Genomic DNA, 18,676 nt, shown 5'->3' on the forward strand with positions numbered 1-18,676 from the left:
GGGGTGGTGCCGAGCGGCTCGTCGCTACCTGGTCAGCCGCATCACCCAGTTGACCTCCCAGCTCGCGCCGTCCGCCGAGTACGCCTGCTGGAACCGTGCCGAGGTCGCGGTGATGTCGTCCCAGACGTGCCGCACCCGCACCCTCGTGCCGTTCGGCCCGTCGACCACCTGGTGGAACTCGCCGACGCCGTCGGTGAAGCGGCCGACCATCGGCGCCCAGTCCGGCGGCGCGCCGGCGCCGTGGATGACGTTGGACCACTGGCCGCTTGCCGGGTCGTAGGCGTGCACGTCCACGAAGGCGATCCGGCGGCCGTCCGGCAGCGTCGCGACCAACTCGTCGACGACGACCTGCCCGTCCAGGAACCGCGAACCGGTGTTGGTGGCGGGAAACTCCTCCCACTCGTCCGCGGTCGGGCTCGATCGGCTCCGTGCTCAGCAATGGCGCTGGTCGGCGTCGGTTGTGCACCTGGAAGGTGCCGATCAGGAAGTCGAAGTCGCCTGGTCCGGTCATGCCTGCAAGCCTGCGGCATGCCGGGCCGCGACCGCCAGTGTCGATCTTCGCCTCGACCGCGTCAGGAGTCGCCGCGCGGTCGCCACGCGGCCGAACGGCGCACACCCGCCGCCTCGGTCCTCGGCGATCGGGCGGTGTGTCGATTCCGTCGTCAATACCTGGGTGATGGTCTGATTCGGTGGGGCCGACCGTGTTGTCTCGCTGCTGCGGGCAGCGCAGATTTCATCCTGGCCATTGTCGGGCTATGGATTGTCGTCGTACTGTCTGGTCGACAATTGTCGCCGCCCTGCGAGATCGGTCATCTTCCCACCGAGTTGCGAGGTAATTCGTGCCTGCATATCTTAGGCGTGCCCGACAGCTGTTCGCCGTCCTGGTTTCCGTGCTGATTGCCGCCGGCCTGCTCGCGCTGTCCGGCGCCACCGCCTCCGCCGACCCGTCGCCGAACGTGTACACGTCGAGCGCGTCCACCATCACCGCGGGCCAGACCGTCACGATCACGGTGACCTTCACGAATCCGGAGACCACCGACGACATCTATCTCTGGCTCGGCCTGCACGCCGCCCAGGAGTCCAACATCTGGACCATCCAGTCCTGCACTGGGTGCGCCCAGCTCGGCACGACCAACGACGTGGGCGGCGCGCCGCAGGCACCGATCGCACCCGGCGCCACCCGCAGTTTCCAGGTCGTTCTGCTTGCCTCGGCAACAACAGTTCCCGGCACGACCGGGACCTTCGACGGATACTTCTACTACGAGACGGCCAGCGGTAGCAAGAACGCCCTGGATCCGACGGCCGTGTCGGTTCTGGTGCTCTCGGCCCCCTGATTGCCGTCACCGGAATCCGCCAATCGGCGACCCGTTCGACCATTGCGGTGACCGCCGCCAATATACGTATTCGGTCGAATAGTCGCGTGCCGAATTCGGACAGGTGAGAAATGTCGTGCGATCGGCGGCGGCCGGGTTCAGTCGACCGGTCGCCGCCGATCCAGGAACACCGTGCCGCCGTCGAGGTCGATGCCGCCGCGCGGCGGGGCGCCGTCGTTCTCCTCGTCGCGCAGCATCAGCTCGGTGCGGCGCTGCGCCAGCTCATCATGTTTCGAGGCGTAGAACAGGCCGGCCATCTCCTCGAAGCCGATGGCGGACAGCGGGGTCCCGCCGGTGTCCGCGGGCCTGCCGCGCCGCCACGGCAGCCAGCTCCGCCGGCCGGCCCACAGCCCGAACCGCTCAAGGGCGGCCAACAACACGAGCAGGCAGACCAGGCCGGGCAGCGACAACGCGAACAGCATCCCCATACCGACGCCAACGTCCGTGCGGGGCAACGGGTTCCGGCCGCGTGGTCAGCTCAGCTCGCCGGCGTCCAGCCGACGGAACCACTCCTCGACGAACAGCCGACCGTCGGGCACCAGCGGCCAGGCCGGGTCGGCCAGCCGAGCCCGCAGCTCGGTCAGCTCCATCCACGCCCCGGACACGACCTCCTCCGGCTGGTGCGTGACCGGGCCGTCCCAGGTCACCTCGAAGACGAAGGCGTGGTAGCGCACCGAATCCACGTCGTACCGCGCGTCGAACAGGTGCCGCAGCGGCACACCCCGCACGCCGAGCTCCTCGGCGACCTCGCGCTCCGCGCAGTCCCACGGCTCCTCGCCTGCCGCCACGACGCCGCCGGACCAACAGTCGTACATGCCGGGGAAGACATCCTTGTCCGCGGTGCGCAGGTGCACGTACACCCGCCGACCGTCGGGGGAGCGGACCAGCACCGCCGTCGCCGCGTGCCACAGCCCCTCGGCGCGCATCCGCGCGCGGGACGCGCTGCCGACGGGATTTCCCGCCGCGTCGTAGACGGCGACCAACTCCTCCTTGGCGCTCACCCCGGGATCGTCGCACGTGGTCATCGAGGCCGACTCAGCCCACGGGCGTAGTGCACCTCAGCCCGTGGGCTTACCCATGATCGCGACCGGCGAACGACGCGGGCGCACGGGCCGCCTTCCTACCGTTGCAGACGTCAGCGACCAGTGAGGGAGTGCTCGTGTCCGTCGTTCCGCACGCAGTTCCGCGAGAGGTTCCGCAGGGGAGCCAGCGATGAGCCCGATGACCGTGTTCCGGCTCGGCCTCGGCGAACTCCGCAACCGCCCCGGCCGCGCGCTGCTGCCCGGGGTGGCCCTCGTGGTCGGCGTCGCCTGCCTGATCGCCTCCCTGGTGCTCAGCGACGCGATGGGCCGGGCGGTGAGCGACGGCGCGCCCCGCGTGCCCGACCAGGTCGGGGTCGTGGTGCACCAGACCCGCATCAGCCCCGCGCCACTGGACCAGGCGATGATCTCCAGGGTGAGCGCCGCCGACGGGGTCACCCGGGTGGTGCCGGTGCAGGAGATCAGGACGGACCTGGTCGGCGCGGACGGTAGGGCAGGCGCGAAGCGCGCCACCGCCGACGTCGAGCTGGACGAGGCCGCGCTGCGCCGGGTGCCCATCGCCGAGGGCCGCTCGCCCGCCTCCGACGGCGAGATCGCGGTGGACCGGGTGACCGCCTACGACCGGGGGCTGCACCCGGGTTCGACCGTGCGCCTCGTCGACGCGGCCGGCAGCCCGATCGACGTGGCGGTCACCGGCGTGACGGTGCGCGGCACGACGGACAAGCGGCCGCTGCTCGTGGTCGGTCCGGGGCTCGCCGCGAAGCTGGATCCCAAGCCCAGCACCGAGTCCCTGCACGTGCTCACCAGGCCGGGCGTGGACCCGGCCAAGGTCCTGGCCGCCGCGGGCGCAGGCGTCACGGCGCAGACGACCGGCGAGCTGCGCGCATCGGCCGACGGCAACCCGCTCGGCGTCCTGCTGCTGCCCTTCAGCATCCTGGCGCTCGCGACGGCGATGTTCGTCGCGACGGCCACCTTCCGCGCGGTGTACCTGCAACGCCAACGACAGACCGCGCTGCTGCGCTGCATCGGCGCGGACCGGGCGCCGCTGGTGACCGGGAACCTGCTCGAGGCGCTGCTCACCGGCGCGACGGCTGGCCTGCTCGGCGCGCTGTTCGGCGGCCCGGTCGGCTGGCTGCTGGCCAGGCTGTTCGACGTGACCGGGCTGTCGGTGATGCTCGGCGCGATCCAGCTCGACCCGCCGCTGCTGCCCTCGCTCGGCAACGTGGTGCTCGGCGTGTCCGCCGCAGCGGCGCTCAGCGCCCTCGCCGCGCTGCGCCCCGCCCTCGCGGCGGCCAGGGTGTCGCCGCTGGCGGCGCTGCGCAGCGCCGAGGGCCAGACCCCCGAGCGCGCCGTGGTCCGGCGGCGCCGCGCGGCCGGCATCGTCCTCGTGGTCATCGCGGGTGTCCTCGCCGCGCTCGGCGTGGCGGCCAGGGGCACCATCGCGGGCCCGTTCCTGGTGGTGTTCTCCGGGATCACCGCCGTCGCTGGCCTGTTCGGCGCGCTCGGACCGGTCGTGGTGCCGGCCGTCGGGCGGATCTTCGGCGGGATCGCCGCACGGATCGGCGGCCCGCTCTGGAAGCTGGCCGCCGCCGAGGTGCGCAGGGTGCCGCAGCGGTCCGCCGCGGTGGCGATGCCGCTCATCCTGGCCAGCGCGATCGTCACGTTCGGCACGGTCGCCCTCGGCGCGATGCACGACATGGCCGAGAAGTACGACTCGAAGCCGCGCGCCGACGCGATCGTGTCCGACAGCGGCGACCGGACGCTGAGCGGGCAGGCGGTGCGCGCCGCGGGCCAGCAGCCGCAGGTCGCGGCGAGCGCGGTGCTGCACAAGGCGACCACGACCGGGCAGGACGGCGAGGGCCACCAGACCAGCACCGTCGTGCTCGGCGTCGAACCGGGGCAGTTGCGGTCCCTGTTCGGCGCGCTCGGGCAGGGCGACGCCACCGGCTTCGGCGCGGGCTCCGCGCTGCTCAGCGAGTGGAAGCTCGAACAGCTTGGCGGCAGGGTCGGCGGGCAGGTCACCGTGCCGGACCTGCCTGGCGGGCCGAGGACGCTGACGGTCGCCGGCACGGTCCCCGCCGACCTGCTCGACTATGCGCAGGTCGTGGTCGCCGACCCCGGGATCGCGCCGGCGAGCTCCGTGCTGGTCGCGCTGAAACCCGGCGCGGACGCCGCCGCCTACCGCGACACCGTGCGGCACGCCCTGCCGGAGGCGCCGTCCGTGCTGGTCGATATCAGGGCGGACCGCACGGCCGAGCTGAACGAGGCCATGCGGCTGGCGAACGTGGCGATGATGGTGCTGCTCGGGCTGTCCGTCGCGGTCGCCGTCACGGGGATCGGCACCGCGCTGGCCATCTCCGTGCAGGAGCGCCGCAAGGAACTGGCGCTGCGCCGCGCGCTCGGCGTGACCAGGGGCGGCGTGCACGGCGGAGTGGTCGCCGAGGCGGTCCTGCTCGCCCTGGTTGGCGTGCTGGCGGGCGGCGCGTTCGGGCTGGTCTACGCCGAGCTGTCGATCGCGTCGGTGAAGGCGTTCGTGGTGCCGACGGCCGCGCTGCTGCCGCTGGTCGTCGGCGGGCTGGTGGTGGTGTCGCTCGCGATGCTCTCCGCGCTCGGGCCCGCGCGGCGCGCGGCCGCGATCCGACCGGCCGCGGGCCTGGCAAGCGGGTGAACGTGCTGGGCCGCCTCGGTGGCGGCCCAGCCAGACGGGCCGGCCCGCGAACGGGGTTCGCGGGCCCCCGACACTGCCCCGTCCTGCTCTGTATCGACCGCGCAGCACCGGTTCTTGATGCGCCGCGCGGTTGACGACCCGGCCGGCGGACGGCGGAGCGTCGAGGGCGGCGGACCGGCGTGGGTCTCGACAGGGGCCGGTCCGCACGCCGTAGGCTGCCGGTATGCGGCGGATCATGGGAACCGAAGTCGAGTACGGCATCGCGGTGCCGGGGGACGCCACCGCGAACCCGGTGCTCACGTCGACACAGGTGGTGCTCGCCTATGCCGCCGCCGCCGAGATCCCCAGGGCGCGGCGCGCCAGGTGGGACTACGAGGTGGAGTCGCCGCTGCGGGACGCGCGCGGCTTCGACCTCGGTGCGCCCGGCGGACACCCCGGCGACCAGGACGTCGAGGACCTCGGCGCGGCCAACGTCATCCTCACCAACGGCGCGCGGCTCTACGTCGACCACGCGCACCCCGAGTACTCCGCCCCCGAGGTCACCAACGCGCGCGACGCGGTGATCTGGGACAAGGCGGGGGAGCGGATCATGGAGGAGGCGGCGCTCAAGGCCGCCACCGTGCCCGGCCAGCCCCGCCTCCAGCTGTACAAGAACAACGTGGACGGCAAGGGCGCCAGCTACGGCACCCACGAGAACTACCTGATGTCGCGCAGCACGCCGTTCACGGCCGTCATCGCGGGCCTCACCCCGTTCTTCGTCTCCCGCCAGGTCGTGGTCGGCTCCGGCCGCGTCGGCGTCGGCGCGGCGGGCGAGGAGGCCGGCTTCCAGCTGTCCCAGCGCGCCGACTACATCGAGGTCGAGGTCGGCCTGGAGACCACGCTCAAGCGCGGCATCATCAACACCCGCGACGAGCCGCACGCCGACGCGGACAAGTACCGCAGGCTGCACGTGATCATCGGCGACGCCAACCTCGCGGAGACCTCCACCTACCTCAAGGTCGGCACGGCCGCCATCGTGCTCGACATGATCGAGAGCGGCCGGCGGTTCGACGACCTGCGGCTGGCCGACCCGGTGCGCGCGGTGCACACCATCAGCCACGACCCCACCCTGCACGCGACCGTCGAGCTGTCCAACGGCCGCAAGTTCACCGGGCTGGACCTCCAGTTCGCCTACCACGAGCGGGCCGCCCAGCACCTGGAGAAGGAGGGCTCCGGCGACCGCGTCGCCGCGCACGTGCTGCGCACCTGGGGCGAGATCCTCGATGCGCTGGCCCGCGACCCGCAGGAGTGCGCCGACCGGCTCGACTGGCCGGCCAAGCTGCGGCTGCTGGAGGGCTACCGGTCCCGCGACGGGCTGGCCTGGGGCTCGCCCCGGCTGCACCTGGTCGACCTCCAGTACTCGGACGTGCGGCTGGACAAGGGCCTGTACAACCGGCTCGTCGCGCGCGGCTCGATGAAGCGGCTGGTCAGCGAGGAGGAGGTGCGGGCGGCCATCACCACGCCGCCGGAGGACACCAGGGCCTACTTCCGGGGTCGCTGCCTCGAGCGTTACCCGGCCGCCGTGGCCGCCGCGTCCTGGGACTCGGTGATCTTCGATCTTGGTCGCGAGTCGCTGGTGCGGATCCCGACCCTCGAACCGCTGCGCGGCACGAAAGCGCACGTCGGGGCCCTGTTGGAGGCCGCGAACACGGCCGAGGAACTGGTCGACGCCCTCACCAGGGGCTGACCGGCGTCGGCCCGACCCGGGTGGGCGGCGACGAATGTCGTCCCCGCTCGGTAATGTTCTTGTTGAGGCCATCCACACCAGGAGGCGAGATGTCCCAGGAACAGGTTCAGCGGCAGGGCGGCGGCGACGGCGACGAGGAAGTCGAGGGCGCCGCACCGGCAGGTCAGGAGCGTCGCGAGAAGCTCGGCGACGACGTCGACGCGATCCTCGACGAGATCGACGACGTCCTCGAGGAGAACGCCGAGGACTTCGTTCGCGCGTACGTGCAGAAGGGCGGCCAGTAGGCGAGAGGCCCGACTCGTTCGGGCCCCACCGCTGACCTAGGCCACCGGGACAGGAGACGAAGCCACACATGGAACCCACGTCGTCCGGGCGCTACCCGGTCGGGGCGCTGCCCCCGGCCTACCTCACCCCCGGGTCCTCGTCGTTCACCGATTTTCTGCGCGCCCAGTACCCCGAGCTGCTGCCGGGGAGTCGGCCAGCGCCGACGGGGGTCGTGCAGGCGCCGCACGGCACGACGATCGTCGCCGTCGCCTACAAGGGCGGTGTGCTGATCGCCGGGGACCGCAGGGCGACGATGGGCAACGTGATCGCCCAGCGCGACATGGAGAAGGTCTTCGCCACCGACGAGTACTCCGCCGTCGGCATCGCCGGCACCGCCGGCATCGCGGTGGAGATGGTGCGGCTGTTCACGGTCGACCTGCGGCACTACGAGAAGATTGAGGGCGTGTCCCTCTCGCTGGACGGCAAGACCAACCGGCTCGCCTCGATGATCAGGGGCAACCTCGAGGTGGCCATGGCTGGCCTTGCCGTGCTGCCGCTGTTCGTCGGCTTCGACACCGACGCGGCCGACCCCGACCGGGCGGGCCGGATCGTCTCCTACGACATCACCGGCGGCCGGTACGAGGAGCGCTCCGGGTACCAGGCGGTCGGCTCGGGCTCGGTGTACGCCAAGTCCTCGCTGAAGAAGCTCTACGACCCGGACGCGGACGCCGACGGCGCGGTGCGCGCCGCGATGGAGGCGCTCTACGACGCCGCCGACGACGACTCGGCGACCTCGGGCCCCGACCTGGTCCGGCGGATCTACCCGGTCGTCATCACCATCGGCGCCGAGGGCGCGACGCAGCTGCCCGAGGAACAGACCGCCGTGGTGGCGCAGGCCGTGGTCGCCGACCGCAGCCAGCGGCCAGCAGGCTGACCGAGCCGAACCCAAGCAGAACCCCGCCGACGTCAGGAGTCCCAGCAGTGTCGATGCCGCTGTATGCCGCGCCCGAGCAGGTGATGCGGGACCGCTCGGAGTACGCCCGGAAGGGCATCGCCAGGGGCCGCAGTGTCATCGTGCTCATTTATGCCGACGGCGTGTTGTTCGTCGCCGAGAACGCGTCGAGCACGCTGCACAAGCTGTCGGAGATCTACGACCGGATCGGGTTCGCCGCAGTCGGCCGGTACAGCGAGTTCGAGAACCTGCGCACCGCCGGTATCCGCTTCGCCGACGTGCGCGGCTACCAGAACGACCCGAGGGACGTGACGGGTCGGTCGCTGGCCAACGTCTACGCGCAGACCCTCGGCACGATCTTCACCGAGCAGCTCAAGCCGTTCGAGGTGGAGCTGTGTGTCGCCGAGGTCGGCACGCTCCCCGAGCAGGACCAGATGTACCGGCTCACCTACGACGGCTCGATCGTCGACGAGCCGGAGTACGTGGTGATGGGCGGCCAGGCCGACACGATCAGCACGGCGGTCAAGGAGAGCTACCGCGAGGCCATGCCGCTCAGCGAGGCCGTCGAGGTGGCCGTCCGCGCGCTCAGCTCGGGCAGCCAGGGGCTGCCGGCCGGCGAGCTGCTCGGCATGGAGCGGCTCGAGGTCGCGGTGCTGGAGCGGGCCAGGCCGCGCCGGGCCTTCCGACGGATCGCCGGGGCGGCGCTGAGCGCGCTGCTGCCCACGGTCGAGGCGCCGGAGCCGCCGGCCGACGAGGCGGAGAAGCCCGCGACCGAGGAGAAGCCCGCCGCGAAGCCGAAGGGCTCCGCCGACAAGCCGGACGACGCGAAGTAGCGGAACCCGTTCCGCAGCACGACCACACGGCCCGGCGCACGACGCGCCGGGCCGTTTCGTTGCCCGTGAGCGAGCAATCACACAGAGTCGCGGATCGTCTTGTGACGGTCGTCATGGCGTCGCCAGAATGATCACCCGACGGGTCAGGGCGGCCCACCGGAGGAGGGCTCGATGAAGGTAGCCAAGGCAGCCGTCGGCGCGGCGCTGGCCGTGACTGCGATGCTCGGCGGCGGCGCGACGGCGCTGGCCGACACACAGGGCGCCACCGCGCACGCGGGGCCGCTGGTTCCGCACAGCGCCCTCTACACCGTCACCACGTGGCACGACGTGAACATTCGTTCGTGTCCGGCCAGCACCTGCGCGCAGGTCGGCGGTCTCGTCGCCGGCCAGCAGCGGAAGGTGGCGTGCTGGGTGCACGGCGAGTCGGTCACCGACGCTGGGGTCACCAACGACATCTGGCTCCAGGTCGGCCACGAGGTCGGCAACCTCCAGTGGGCCAGCGCGGTCTACTTCCAGGGCGACCAGTACGGCGGCATCCCGGCCGACGCGCAGTGCGCGCCGTGACCGAGGCGATTCTTGGCTGAGCCAAGGGAAACTCGCGCCCGACCCGTCGGATCAGGCGCGAGTCCCCGCAGTCAGCGAGTCCCAGCAGTCAGGCGGCGCCGCTGATGAGCGCGGCGGCGCGCTCGCGGATCTCTGGCGAGTCCAGGCCCCGCACCGCGACGGTGGTGCGCCGACGCAGCACGTCGTCCACCTCGGTGGCCCACTCGTGCCGGGCCGCGTGCACGACCTGCGCCCAGATGTCCGGGCCGTCCGGGTGGATGCGCTCCAGCAGCCCGGTGTCCTCGGCGGCCATCGCCAGCACCTCGTGGCTGAGCGTGCCGTAGGAGGTCACCAGGTGGTCGACCACGTCCTCGGGCAGCTGCGGCATGGCGTGCCCGACGACCTCGCCGACCAGGTTCGGCTGTGCCGCACCGGGAAGCAGCGCCGGCACCCCGTCGAACGGGTGCTTGAGGCTGACGCCGAGCTCCGCGCCGACCCTGGCCAGCACGGAGGCGCCGATCCGCCGGAACGTCGTCCACTTGCCGCCCGCCACGCTGATCATGCCGCCGGAGCCGACGGTGATCACGGTCTCCCGCTTGGCGTGCTTGGTGTCCGCCGGGTCGCCGCCGGGGGCCTGCGGCAGCACCCGAAGGCCCGCGAAGGAGTACGCGAGCCGGTCGCGGTGCAGGGCTGCCGCCTCGACGCCGAGCGCGGCCTCGCCGAGGATCTGGTCGATGTCGGCCTCGGTGCACCGCACGTCCGCCGGGTCGCCCTCGTAGGGCTCGTCGGTCGTGCCGAGCAGCAGCTGGCCCTCCCACGGGATCGCGAAGGACACCCGGACGTCGTCGATCGGGATGGTCATCGCGGCCCGCCACGGCTGCTCGGTGCGCAGCACCAGGTGCGCGCCCTTGGACAGCCGGATGCTCGGCGCGGCGGCCGGGTCCTCCATCCTGCGCAGCTCGTCCAGCCACGGACCGGTCGCGTTCACCACGACCTTCGCGTCGATGCCGAACTCCGCGCCGTCGACCAGGTCGCGCAGCTCGACCCCGCGCACGGTGCCGCCGTGCCGGCGCAGGCCGGTCACCTCGACGTGGTTGAGCAGCACCGCGCCGGAGTCGGCCGCCGCCCGCGCCGCCGTGACGGCCACCCTGCTGTCGTTCATCTGGTGGTCGTAGTACATGGCGCAGCCGCGCAGGCCGTCGGTGCGCAGCGCCGGCACCATCTCGGTGGCCCGCTTCGCGGACACCAGCTTGCCCATGCCGTCGCCGAACCGGGACAGCGCGGTGTACAGCAGCACGCCGGCGCCGAGCACGAACCGCGAGTGCGGTCCCTTGTCGTACACCGGAACCAGGAACGGCAGCGGCCGCACCAGGTGCGGGGCGAGGGTGTCGCCGAGCGCCCTGCGCTCGGCGTGGTTCTCCCGAACCAGCGGGATCGCGCCGGGGCCCATCGCCAGGTACCGCAGGCCGCCGTGCACCAGCTTGGACGACGCGCTCGACGTCGCCCCGGCGAAGTCCCCGCGTTCCAGCAGCGCGACCCGGAGTCCGGATCGCGCCGCCGCCCAGGCGGTCGCGATGCCGAGGATGCCCCCGCCGATCACGGCCAGGTCGAAACTGCCCTGACCCAGTCCTTCCCTCGAACGGGCGCGCTGCTCGGTCATCGAGTCCACCATGTCGTCAACTCTCCTCAGTCCTCTTTGTCGTCTTCGTCGATCCAGTCCATCGACCGCTCGACGGCCTTCTTCCACTTGCGGTAGCCCTTGCCGCGGGCGCGCTCCTCCATGCTGGGCAGCCACTCCGCGGCCTTGTGCCAGTTCTCCCGCAGGGTCTCGGTGTCCGACCAGAAGCCGGTGGCGAGGCCGGCCGCGTAGGCCGCGCCGAGGCAGGTCGTCTCGGCGATGATCGGCCGCACCACCGGCACGTCCAACACGTCGGAGAGGAACTGCATCAGCAGGTTGTTCGCGGTCATGCCGCCGTCGACCTTGAGCGTGGTCAGCTCGACCCCGGAGTCGACGTTCATCGCGTCGACGACCTCGCGGGTCTGCCAGGCGGTCGCCTCAAGCACGGCCCTGGCGATGTGGCCCTTGTCGATGTAGCCGGTGAGGCCGGCGATCACGCCGCGCGCGTCGCTGCGCCAGTGCGGCGCGAACAGGCCGGAGAACGCGGGCACGAAGTAGCAGCCGCCGTTGTCCTCGACGGTGCGAGCCAGCGTCTCGATCTCCGGCGCGCTCGCGATCAGCCCGACCTTGTCACGGAACCACTGCACCAGCGCGCCGGTGACGGCGATCGCGCCCTCCAGCGCGTAGGTCGCCGGCTCGTCGCCGATCTTGTAGCCGACGGTGGTGAGCAGCCCGTTGACCGACTTCACCGGCTTGTCCCCGGTGTTGAGCAACAGGAAGCTGCCGGTCCCGTAGGTGCACTTGCCCTCGCCGGGCGAGTAGCAGGTCTGGCCGAACAGCGCGGCCTGCTGGTCGCCGAGCGCGGAGGCCACGGGCAGGCCGGCCAGCGTGCCGGTCGCGGTGCCGTAGACCTCGGCGGAGGAGCGGATCTCCGGCAGCATCGCCCTCGGCACGCCGATGGCGTCCAGGAGCGTGTCGTCCCAGTCCAGGGTGGCCAGGTTCATCAGCATGGTGCGGCTGGCGTTGGTCACGTCGGTGACGTGCCGGCCGGTGAGCTTCCAGATCAGCCAGGTGTCCATGGTGCCGAACAGCACCTCGCCGACCTCGGCGCGCTCGCGCAGGCCGGGCACGTGGTCGAGCAGCCAGCGGGCCTTGGGGCCGGCGAAGTAGGTGGCCAGCGGCAGCCCGCACAGCTCGCGGAAGCGGTCCTGGCCGGCGTCCCCGCCGAGCTCGCGGACGAGCTGGTCGGTGCGGGTGTCCTGCCAGACGATGGCGTTGTGCACGGGCTTGCCCGTCGCGCGGTCCCACACCACGGTGGTCTCGCGCTGGTTGGTGATGCCGACCGCGACGAGGTCGTGCACGGTGATGGACATCTTGCTCAGCGCGCCGTGCACGACGTCGAGCACGTTGTCCCAGATCTCCTCGGCGTCGTGCTCGACCCAGCCGGGCTTGGGGAAGATCTGCCGGTGCTCCTTCTGCGCGACGGAGACGATGCTGCCGTCGTGGTCGAACACGATGCAGCGCGACGAGGTGGTGCCCTGGTCGATCGCGGCGATGTACTGCTGGCTCACGGGATTCCTCCGGTTCAGAAGAAGGCTCAGAAGACGGCGATGTCGACGAGTCCGGCCAGCGCCCCGCCGATGAGCGGGCCGACGACCGGGATCCACGCGTAGCCCCAGTCGGAGCCGCCCTTGCCGGGGATCGGCAGGATGGCGTGCGCGATGCGGGGGCCGAGGTCGCGGGCGGGGTTGATGGCGTAGCCGGTGGGGCCGCCGAGCGACATGCCGATGCCGACGACGAGCAGGGCCACGATCAGCACGCCGGTGCCGGACACGGCCAGCCCCTTGGTCTGCCCGGTGGCCAGGATGACGAAGACCAACACGAAGGTGGCGATGATCTCGGTGAGCAGGTTCTGCGCGGTGTTGCGGATCTCGGGGCCGGTGGCGAACACGCCGAGCACCTCGTCCTTGTTGGCACGGAACTGCCCGAGGTAGGCCAGCCAGCACAGCACCGCGCCGACGATCGCGCCGAGCAGCTGCGCGCTCAGGTAGAGCGGCACCTTGCTCCACTGGCCGGTCTGGATGGCGATGCCGATGGTGACGGCGGGGTTCAGGTGCGCGCCGGACAGCGGCGCGCTCGCGTACGCCCCGGCCAGTACGGCGAAGCCCCAGCCGAAGGTGATCACGGTCCAGCCGGCGTCCTTCGCCTTGGACTTGGCGAGCACCACGCCGGCGACCACGCCGTTGCCGAGGAGCAGCAACAACATGGTGCCGAGGAACTCACCGAAGAAGATGGTCTTGTCAGTCATCCGCGCGCCTCTCATGCCGAATGGCGTTCGACAATGTCGTACGCCGTGCGCGGAATTCTGTGCCGCCACTCACACCGTGTCAACCCTTCCGGAACCTCGTCTTCACCAGCGCGAAACACCCGCCTGCGCTACCAGGGGATGGCGCCGAGCTCCCGCGATATGGCCCTGGCCGCCTCGCGGACGTAGGACACCAGGTCGGTGCGGGGTTCGCCGGCCGAGTCGCACAGCCGCTCGACGGGGCCGGACACGCCAATCGCGCCCACGGTCACCGTCCTGCGGTCCCGGATCGGCGCGGCGAGCGAGACCTCGCCCTCGACCAGCTCCTCGAGGTCGGCCGCCCATCCTCGGCGGCGCACGTCCTCGAGGGCCTCGGCCAGGCGCTCCGGCTCGGTCACGGTCGCCTCGGTGAACCGGGCGAGCGGCTGCTCGCCAAGCTCGCCGACCGGATCGTTGGCGAGCAGCACCTTGCCAAGCGCGCTCGCGTGCGCCGGCAGCAGCGCGCCGACCTCCAGCACCTGGCTGCTGTTGTCCGGGCGGAACACGTGGTGCACCACCAGCACCTGACCCTCGTGCAGGGTGCCGATGCGCACGCTCTCCCTCGACCGGCCGGCCAGCGAGTCCGACCAGTTCAGCGCCCTGGTGCGCAGCTCGTTGCCGTCGAGGTAGCTGCTGCCGATGTGGAACAGCGCAGGCCCGAGCTGGTACTTGCCGGTGTCGGGGGACTGCTCGACGAAGCCGACGTGCTGGAGCGTTCGCAGGATCCCGTGCACGGTGCCCTTGGGCAGGTCCAACGCGGTGGCCAACTCGCCGACACCCATCTTGCGGGCGCCGCTGGCGAGGAGCCGCAGCACCGCTGCCGCGCGCTCGATGGACTGGATCAATCCGGGCACACAGGCACTGTAGCCCTCGGCCGTTCGACTATGTCGAACGGTGTCGGTTTGCTACGCGTTCGGGCGATAGACCCGCAGCGCGCCCTCGCGGGCGGTGAACCGGAACCGGTTGCCCGCGCCGATCACCTCGCCGTCGGCGGCCAGCGCCACCGGCGGCCCGAGCACCTCGATGTCCAGCGCCGCGCGCTCCTGCTGCACGTAGGTGTGGCTGCGCAGCAGCGCGCCGGTCAGCGGCGCGAACCCCTTCGGCTCTTGACTTCCTCCTCGCCGTTGAACGACGAGGATTCCTACCGCGCCTGGCGACGCGAGCTGCGCGCTGTCAGGTCACCTCGGCGGGTTCCCGCTTCACCGACCTGTGCCCGACTGCTCGGTCTTACCTGGTCTCCACGGGCGTTTCACGTCTCCGCAAGCCCTGCGGCGACAAGTCACGCTGTGTCCGTCGTGACGATTTCGAGGCTTCCGGAATCACCCTTCGCCCCGCACGTGCACAGGCTAACACGATCGATTCAGGGCACTGGTCGAGCCCTGGCGGCCCTCCCGGTCGGCCGCCTCCGGCACGCCGACGTCTCTGGCGAAGTGGTTCAGCGTCCCGGTCGGCAGCACCAGCAACGGCAGGTTGTGCCGCGACCGTCCCGTCGCCGCCGGCCACGCCGAGCGCCCGCACCCATGGGTCCGCGACGGCGTCCGTCAACTGCCGCACCAGGTCGACGCCCACCTCGGGCTCCAGGATCCGCGCAGCCGGCCAGAGCCGCGCGAACTCCGCGCACGGATCGTGGTCGCCTGCGCCCGAGTCGGGGTTGACCAGCAGCACCAGGCCCGCGCCGGTCGGCGATCTCGACGCCGTGTTCGCAGACGCGGGTGAGGACGTCGGCGGCGTTCGCAGCCCGCGCGCACCGGCCATCAGTTCGGCGGCCGGGCGGCGGCGCGGAAACAGGCGCTTGGCGACCAGGCTCGCCGAGGTGCTCGCGATCGCGATGGCGGCGATCCCCCTGAGCCCCGCGCGCCGCTGCTGGCCCTTCCGCATGGCCAACAGGGCGGCGACGGCGAACCACAGCCCGCTCCTGTTCGCCGAATGCGACAGCGACTTCAGACCCTGGTCCGCCGCGCTGCGCGGCAGCGCCGCGGATCGCCTGACCAGGGCCTGATCGGCTTCGTTGACGCTCGCAAGAGACCTGCGCACACGCCTGAACACCCCTCCGACCGTAGCCGGACGGTGGCCGACACGCCGTTCGACCCCCGAACGGCTCACTGATCGACACGCCATGAGCGCCTACTGTTGAGGGATGCAGCGGCGGATCTTCGGCATTGAGACCGAGTTCGGGGTGACCTGCACCTTCCATGGGCAGCGCAGGCTGTCACCTGACGAGGTGGCGCGGTACTTGTTCCGCCGGGTGGTCTCCTGGGGGCGGTCGTCCAACGTGTTCCTGCGCAATGGCTCCCGGCTGTACCTGGACGTCGGTTCGCATCCGGAGTACGCGACGGCCGAGTGCGACGACCTGGCGCAGCTGGTCACCCACGACAAGGCGGGTGAGCGCATCCTCGAGGACCTGCTGGTCGACGCCGAGCGTCGGCTGGCCGACGAGGGCATCGGCGGCGACATCTTCCTGTTCAAGAACAACACCGACTCGGCGGGCAACTCCTACGGCTGTCACGAGAACTACCTGGTCGCGCGGGCCGGCGAGTTCTCCAGGATCGCCGACGTGTTGCTGCCGTTCCTGGTGACCCGCCAGCTCATCTGCGGGGCCGGCAAGGTCCTCCAGACCCCGCGCGGGGCCGTGTACTGCCTGTCGCAGCGCGCCGAGCACATCTGGGAGGGCGTCTCCAGCGCCACCACCAGGTCGCGGCCGATCATCAACACCAGGGACGAGCCGCACGCGGACGCCGAGCGGTACCGGCGTCTGCACGTCATCGTAGGCGACTCGAACATGTCCGAGGTGACGACGCTGCTCAAGGTGGGCAGCGCGAACCTCGTGCTGGAGATGATCGAGCAGGGCGTCCAGTTCCGCGACTTCAGCCTGGACAACCCGATCAGGGCGATCAGGGAGATCAGCCACGACCTGACCGGCAGGCGGACGGTCCGGCTGGCCGGCGGCAAGGAGGCCTCCGCGCTGGACATCCAGCGCGAGTACTTCGAACGCGCCGTCGAGCACGTCGAGCGGCGGTCGCCCGATCCCGTCGCCCAGCGCGTCATCGAGCTGTGGGGCCGGACCCTCGACGCGATCGAGGCAGGCGACCGGTCCAAGATCGATCGTGAGATCGACTGGGCGATCAAGCACCGGTTGGTCGAGCGGTACCAGGAGAAGCACGGGCTGGAGCTGTCCAGCCCGCGCATCGCCCAGCTTGACCTCGCCTACCACGACATCCGCAGGGGCCGGGGCATCTTCGACCTGTTGCAGCGCAAGGGACAGGTCGAGCGGGTGACCGACGACGGCGAGATCGAGGCCGCGAAGGACACCCCGCCGCAGACCACCAGGGCCAAGCTGCGCGGCGACTTCATCGCCGCGGCGCAGGCCGCCGGCCGCGACTTCACCGTCGACTGGGTGCACCTCAAGCTGAACGACCAGGCGCAGCGGACCGTGCTGTGCAAGGACCCGTTCCGCGCAGTGGACGAGCGCGTGGAACGGCTGATCTCCTCGCTGTAGCGGCAGGACGGCGGAAACTCGCGTTCACCGACGCGGGTTTCCGCCGTTTCCGTGAGTTCTTCGGTGTTTCTACGGCATTTGGCGCTTGCGGCGGGGGCCGGTGAGCGTGTCGAGATCGATGGTCAGCTCGAACGGCTCGGTCGTCTCGTAGGTGCCAGTGAACCGGCCAAGCAGGCTGTATCTGCCGGTCCTGTGGTCCAGGGCGTGCACGGTGACGCCGGGGCCGTCCTCGGACAGCACGTCTACTACCCAGTAGTACGGGATACCGTTGGCTGCGTACTCAGCCGCTTTGGTGCCGTAGTCGCGCGCCCAGGACTCGCCGGGAGACACGACTTCGATAGCCAGCCGGGCGTCCTCGGCGTGGAATCGCCCCGCGTCGGTCTTGTCGGCGGGAAGCACGACGACGTCGGGAATCCGGCGCGGACTGACCCCGCTGAACTCGCCCTCGAACTCCTGAACTGCTTCCCAGTCCTCGGGGAGTTGGTCGTTGAGCAGTCCGGTCAGGCGTTGGGTAGCCAGGAGATGTGGGCCACTGGGGCGGTTCATGACGAGCAGCAGTCCATCCTCGATCTCGTAGCGGTGGCTGTTGTCCTCGGGCAGCGCGTCGAACTGCTCGACGGTGATGGGGTCACCGCTGTGGCCGGGAGCGCTCACGGCGTGGATCCTCCCTAGGCACGCGAGGTGGCGAACAGGACGTATTCGCAGCTTAGCTGGATGTGGCCTGGATGATGGAGTGACCCGGGCAGTGCTGCTGGGGCTCCTGTGGTTGAGTCGGGGGAGTTCCCGTCCAGCAGGAGGAGCTATGCGCGCGGTGGCCGTCACCGGCTTCGGAAGCACACCCCGGCTCATGGAGCTGCCACGGCCCGAGCCGGGGCTCGGCGAGGTCCTGGTCCGGCTGCACGCCGCCGGCGTCAACCCGTTCGACTGGAAGGTCGTCGACGGGATCCTCAAGGACGTCGTCCCGCACGGCTTCCCGTTGGTGGTGGGGATGGACGGCGCGGGCGAGGTGATCGAGGTCGGTAGGGGGATCACCCGCTTCCAGCCGGGCGACGCCGTCTACGGCCAGTTCATGCGGCTGCCGCAGGGCGGCGGTTCCTACGCGGAATTCGCCGTCGCCGACGAGTCCGCCATCGCGCTGGCGCCGCGCAGCGTCGGACCCGCCGAGGCCGCCGCGATCCCCACCGCGGGGATGACCGCGGCCAACGTCCTCGCCGCGACCGGGGTCGTGGACGGCGTGCGGGTGCTGATCGTCGGCGCGACCGGGGGAGTCGGCACGTTTGCCACCCAGTTGGCCGCAGGCCGGGGCGCGCACGTCATCGTCACGGCCCGAGCCGCCAGCGCCGAGCTGATGCGCGGGTTCGGCGCGCGGGAGGTCGTCGACCACACCACGGGATCGGTCGCCGACCAGGTGCGCGCGGCCCACCCCGACGGCGTCGACGTGCTGATCGACCTGGTCAGCGACCGGGCCGCGCTGACGGAGCTGGCCGGCGTGGTGCGCGACGGCGGCACCGTCGCGAGCACCATCGGCGCCGCCGACGTCGAGGCGCTGACGGCGAAGGGCCTGCGCGCCAGCAACTTCCAGAACACCTCCTCGGCCGCGCTGCTGGACGCGCTCGCCGTACAGGTCGACTCCGGGCTGCTCACGGCGCCGATCGGCCGCGAGGTGTCGCTGGACGAGGCGCCGGCCGCGCTGGCGGACAGCCGAACCGGCCGCGCCGCGGGCAAGACAGTGATCCTGCTGGGTTGAGGGCGGTGCGGTTGCGTTGCCGGTGACACGGCTGGGGTGACCGCGATCCGGCGTGGCTGAGGGCGGTGCGGC

Annotated in this window: 19 protein-coding genes; 9 read left to right on the forward strand and 10 right to left on the reverse strand. The window is 71.4% G+C overall.

Annotation, left to right across the window (positions count from 1 at the left end):
• Positions 1-24: 24 nt before the first annotated feature.
• Complete coding sequence (locus tag F0L68_RS01825) at positions 25-333, reverse strand: hypothetical protein (RefSeq protein WP_149847611.1); 309 nt, start codon at positions 331-333, stop codon at positions 25-27.
• Between the two features lie 506 nt (positions 334-839).
• Here F0L68_RS01825 and F0L68_RS01830 point away from each other — a divergent pair.
• On the forward strand, positions 840-1,334 hold the full coding sequence (locus tag F0L68_RS01830; protein WP_149847612.1) for a hypothetical protein: 495 nt from the start codon (positions 840-842) through the stop codon (positions 1,332-1,334).
• Positions 1,335-1,471: 137 nt separating this feature from the next.
• On the opposite strand, the gene F0L68_RS01835 is transcribed toward F0L68_RS01830, so the two are convergent.
• The gene (locus F0L68_RS01835) at positions 1,472-1,801 is read right to left on the reverse strand and encodes a DUF6191 domain-containing protein (protein WP_149847613.1); all 330 of its coding nucleotides are present in this window, start codon (positions 1,799-1,801) and stop codon (positions 1,472-1,474) included.
• 45 nt (positions 1,802-1,846) lie between these two features.
• Entirely contained in the window at positions 1,847-2,374 is a 528-nt protein-coding gene (locus F0L68_RS01840; RefSeq protein WP_149847614.1) for an NUDIX hydrolase, read from the reverse strand.
• Between the two features lie 211 nt (positions 2,375-2,585).
• Here F0L68_RS01840 and F0L68_RS01845 point away from each other — a divergent pair, with 211 nt between their 5' ends.
• The 6 genes from F0L68_RS01845 (at position 2,586) to F0L68_RS01870 (ending at position 9,420) form a co-directional block, all read left to right on the forward strand.
• Positions 2,586-5,081 (forward strand): FtsX-like permease family protein, encoded by a 2,496-nt coding sequence (locus F0L68_RS01845; protein WP_223198413.1) that lies wholly within the window; start codon positions 2,586-2,588, stop codon positions 5,079-5,081.
• 223 nt (positions 5,082-5,304) lie between these two features.
• Complete coding sequence (gene dop, locus F0L68_RS01850; protein ID WP_149847615.1) at positions 5,305-6,807, forward strand: depupylase/deamidase Dop; 1,503 nt, start codon at positions 5,305-5,307, stop codon at positions 6,805-6,807.
• An 89-nt stretch (positions 6,808-6,896) separates the two neighbouring features.
• Complete coding sequence (locus F0L68_RS01855) at positions 6,897-7,091, forward strand: ubiquitin-like protein Pup (RefSeq protein ID WP_149847616.1); 195 nt, start codon at positions 6,897-6,899, stop codon at positions 7,089-7,091.
• Positions 7,092-7,159: 68 nt separating this feature from the next.
• Positions 7,160-8,005, forward strand: a complete 846-nt coding sequence (gene prcB, locus F0L68_RS01860; RefSeq protein WP_149847617.1) for a proteasome subunit beta — start codon at positions 7,160-7,162, stop codon at positions 8,003-8,005.
• A gap of 47 nt (positions 8,006-8,052) precedes the next feature.
• The gene (gene prcA, locus F0L68_RS01865; protein ID WP_149847618.1) at positions 8,053-8,856 is read left to right on the forward strand and encodes a proteasome subunit alpha; all 804 of its coding nucleotides are present in this window, start codon (positions 8,053-8,055) and stop codon (positions 8,854-8,856) included.
• A 171-nt stretch (positions 8,857-9,027) separates the two neighbouring features.
• The gene (locus F0L68_RS01870; RefSeq protein WP_149847619.1) at positions 9,028-9,420 is read left to right on the forward strand and encodes an SH3 domain-containing protein; all 393 of its coding nucleotides are present in this window, start codon (positions 9,028-9,030) and stop codon (positions 9,418-9,420) included.
• Between the two features lie 88 nt (positions 9,421-9,508).
• Here F0L68_RS01870 and F0L68_RS01875 read toward each other — a convergent pair whose 3' ends face one another.
• The 6 genes from F0L68_RS01875 to F0L68_RS43230 form a co-directional block, all read right to left on the reverse strand.
• Complete coding sequence (locus F0L68_RS01875) at positions 9,509-11,071, reverse strand: glycerol-3-phosphate dehydrogenase/oxidase (protein ID WP_149847620.1); 1,563 nt, start codon at positions 11,069-11,071, stop codon at positions 9,509-9,511.
• Positions 11,072-11,085: 14 nt separating this feature from the next.
• Positions 11,086-12,588, reverse strand: a complete 1,503-nt coding sequence (gene glpK / locus F0L68_RS01880; RefSeq protein ID WP_149847621.1) for a glycerol kinase GlpK — start codon at positions 12,586-12,588, stop codon at positions 11,086-11,088.
• A gap of 26 nt (positions 12,589-12,614) precedes the next feature.
• Positions 12,615-13,325 carry an MIP/aquaporin family protein gene (locus tag F0L68_RS01885; RefSeq protein WP_149847622.1) on the reverse strand — a complete coding sequence of 237 codons (711 nt, stop codon included), beginning with the start codon at positions 13,323-13,325 and terminating at the stop codon, positions 12,615-12,617.
• Between the two features lie 128 nt (positions 13,326-13,453).
• Positions 13,454-14,215: an IclR family transcriptional regulator gene (locus F0L68_RS01890; protein WP_149847623.1), complete on the reverse strand. Its 762-nt coding sequence runs from the start codon at positions 14,213-14,215 to the stop codon at positions 13,454-13,456.
• Positions 14,216-14,266: 51 nt separating this feature from the next.
• Positions 14,267-14,413, reverse strand: coding sequence for a hypothetical protein (locus F0L68_RS42090; protein ID WP_188316334.1), 147 nt, complete (start codon positions 14,411-14,413; stop codon positions 14,267-14,269).
• A gap of 175 nt (positions 14,414-14,588) precedes the next feature.
• Entirely contained in the window at positions 14,589-15,407 is an 819-nt protein-coding gene (locus F0L68_RS43230) for a diacylglycerol kinase family protein (RefSeq protein WP_223198414.1), read from the reverse strand.
• Positions 15,408-15,498: 91 nt separating this feature from the next.
• On the opposite strand from F0L68_RS43230, the gene pafA reads away from it, so the two are divergent.
• Positions 15,499-16,857, forward strand: a complete 1,359-nt coding sequence (pafA, locus tag F0L68_RS01900; protein ID WP_149847624.1) for a Pup--protein ligase — start codon at positions 15,499-15,501, stop codon at positions 16,855-16,857.
• 69 nt (positions 16,858-16,926) lie between these two features.
• On the opposite strand, the gene F0L68_RS01905 is transcribed toward pafA, so the two are convergent.
• Entirely contained in the window at positions 16,927-17,511 is a 585-nt protein-coding gene (locus F0L68_RS01905; protein ID WP_188316335.1) for a Uma2 family endonuclease, read from the reverse strand.
• Positions 17,512-17,659: 148 nt separating this feature from the next.
• Between F0L68_RS01905 and F0L68_RS01910 the strand changes: the two genes are divergently transcribed.
• Positions 17,660-18,604, forward strand: a complete 945-nt coding sequence (locus F0L68_RS01910) for an NADP-dependent oxidoreductase (RefSeq protein WP_188316336.1) — start codon at positions 17,660-17,662, stop codon at positions 18,602-18,604.
• The last annotated feature ends 72 nt before the right edge of the window (positions 18,605-18,676 follow it).

This window comes from Solihabitans fulvus, from assembly GCF_008386585.1.
Lineage (GTDB): Bacteria > Actinomycetota > Actinomycetes > Mycobacteriales > Pseudonocardiaceae > Solihabitans > Solihabitans fulvus.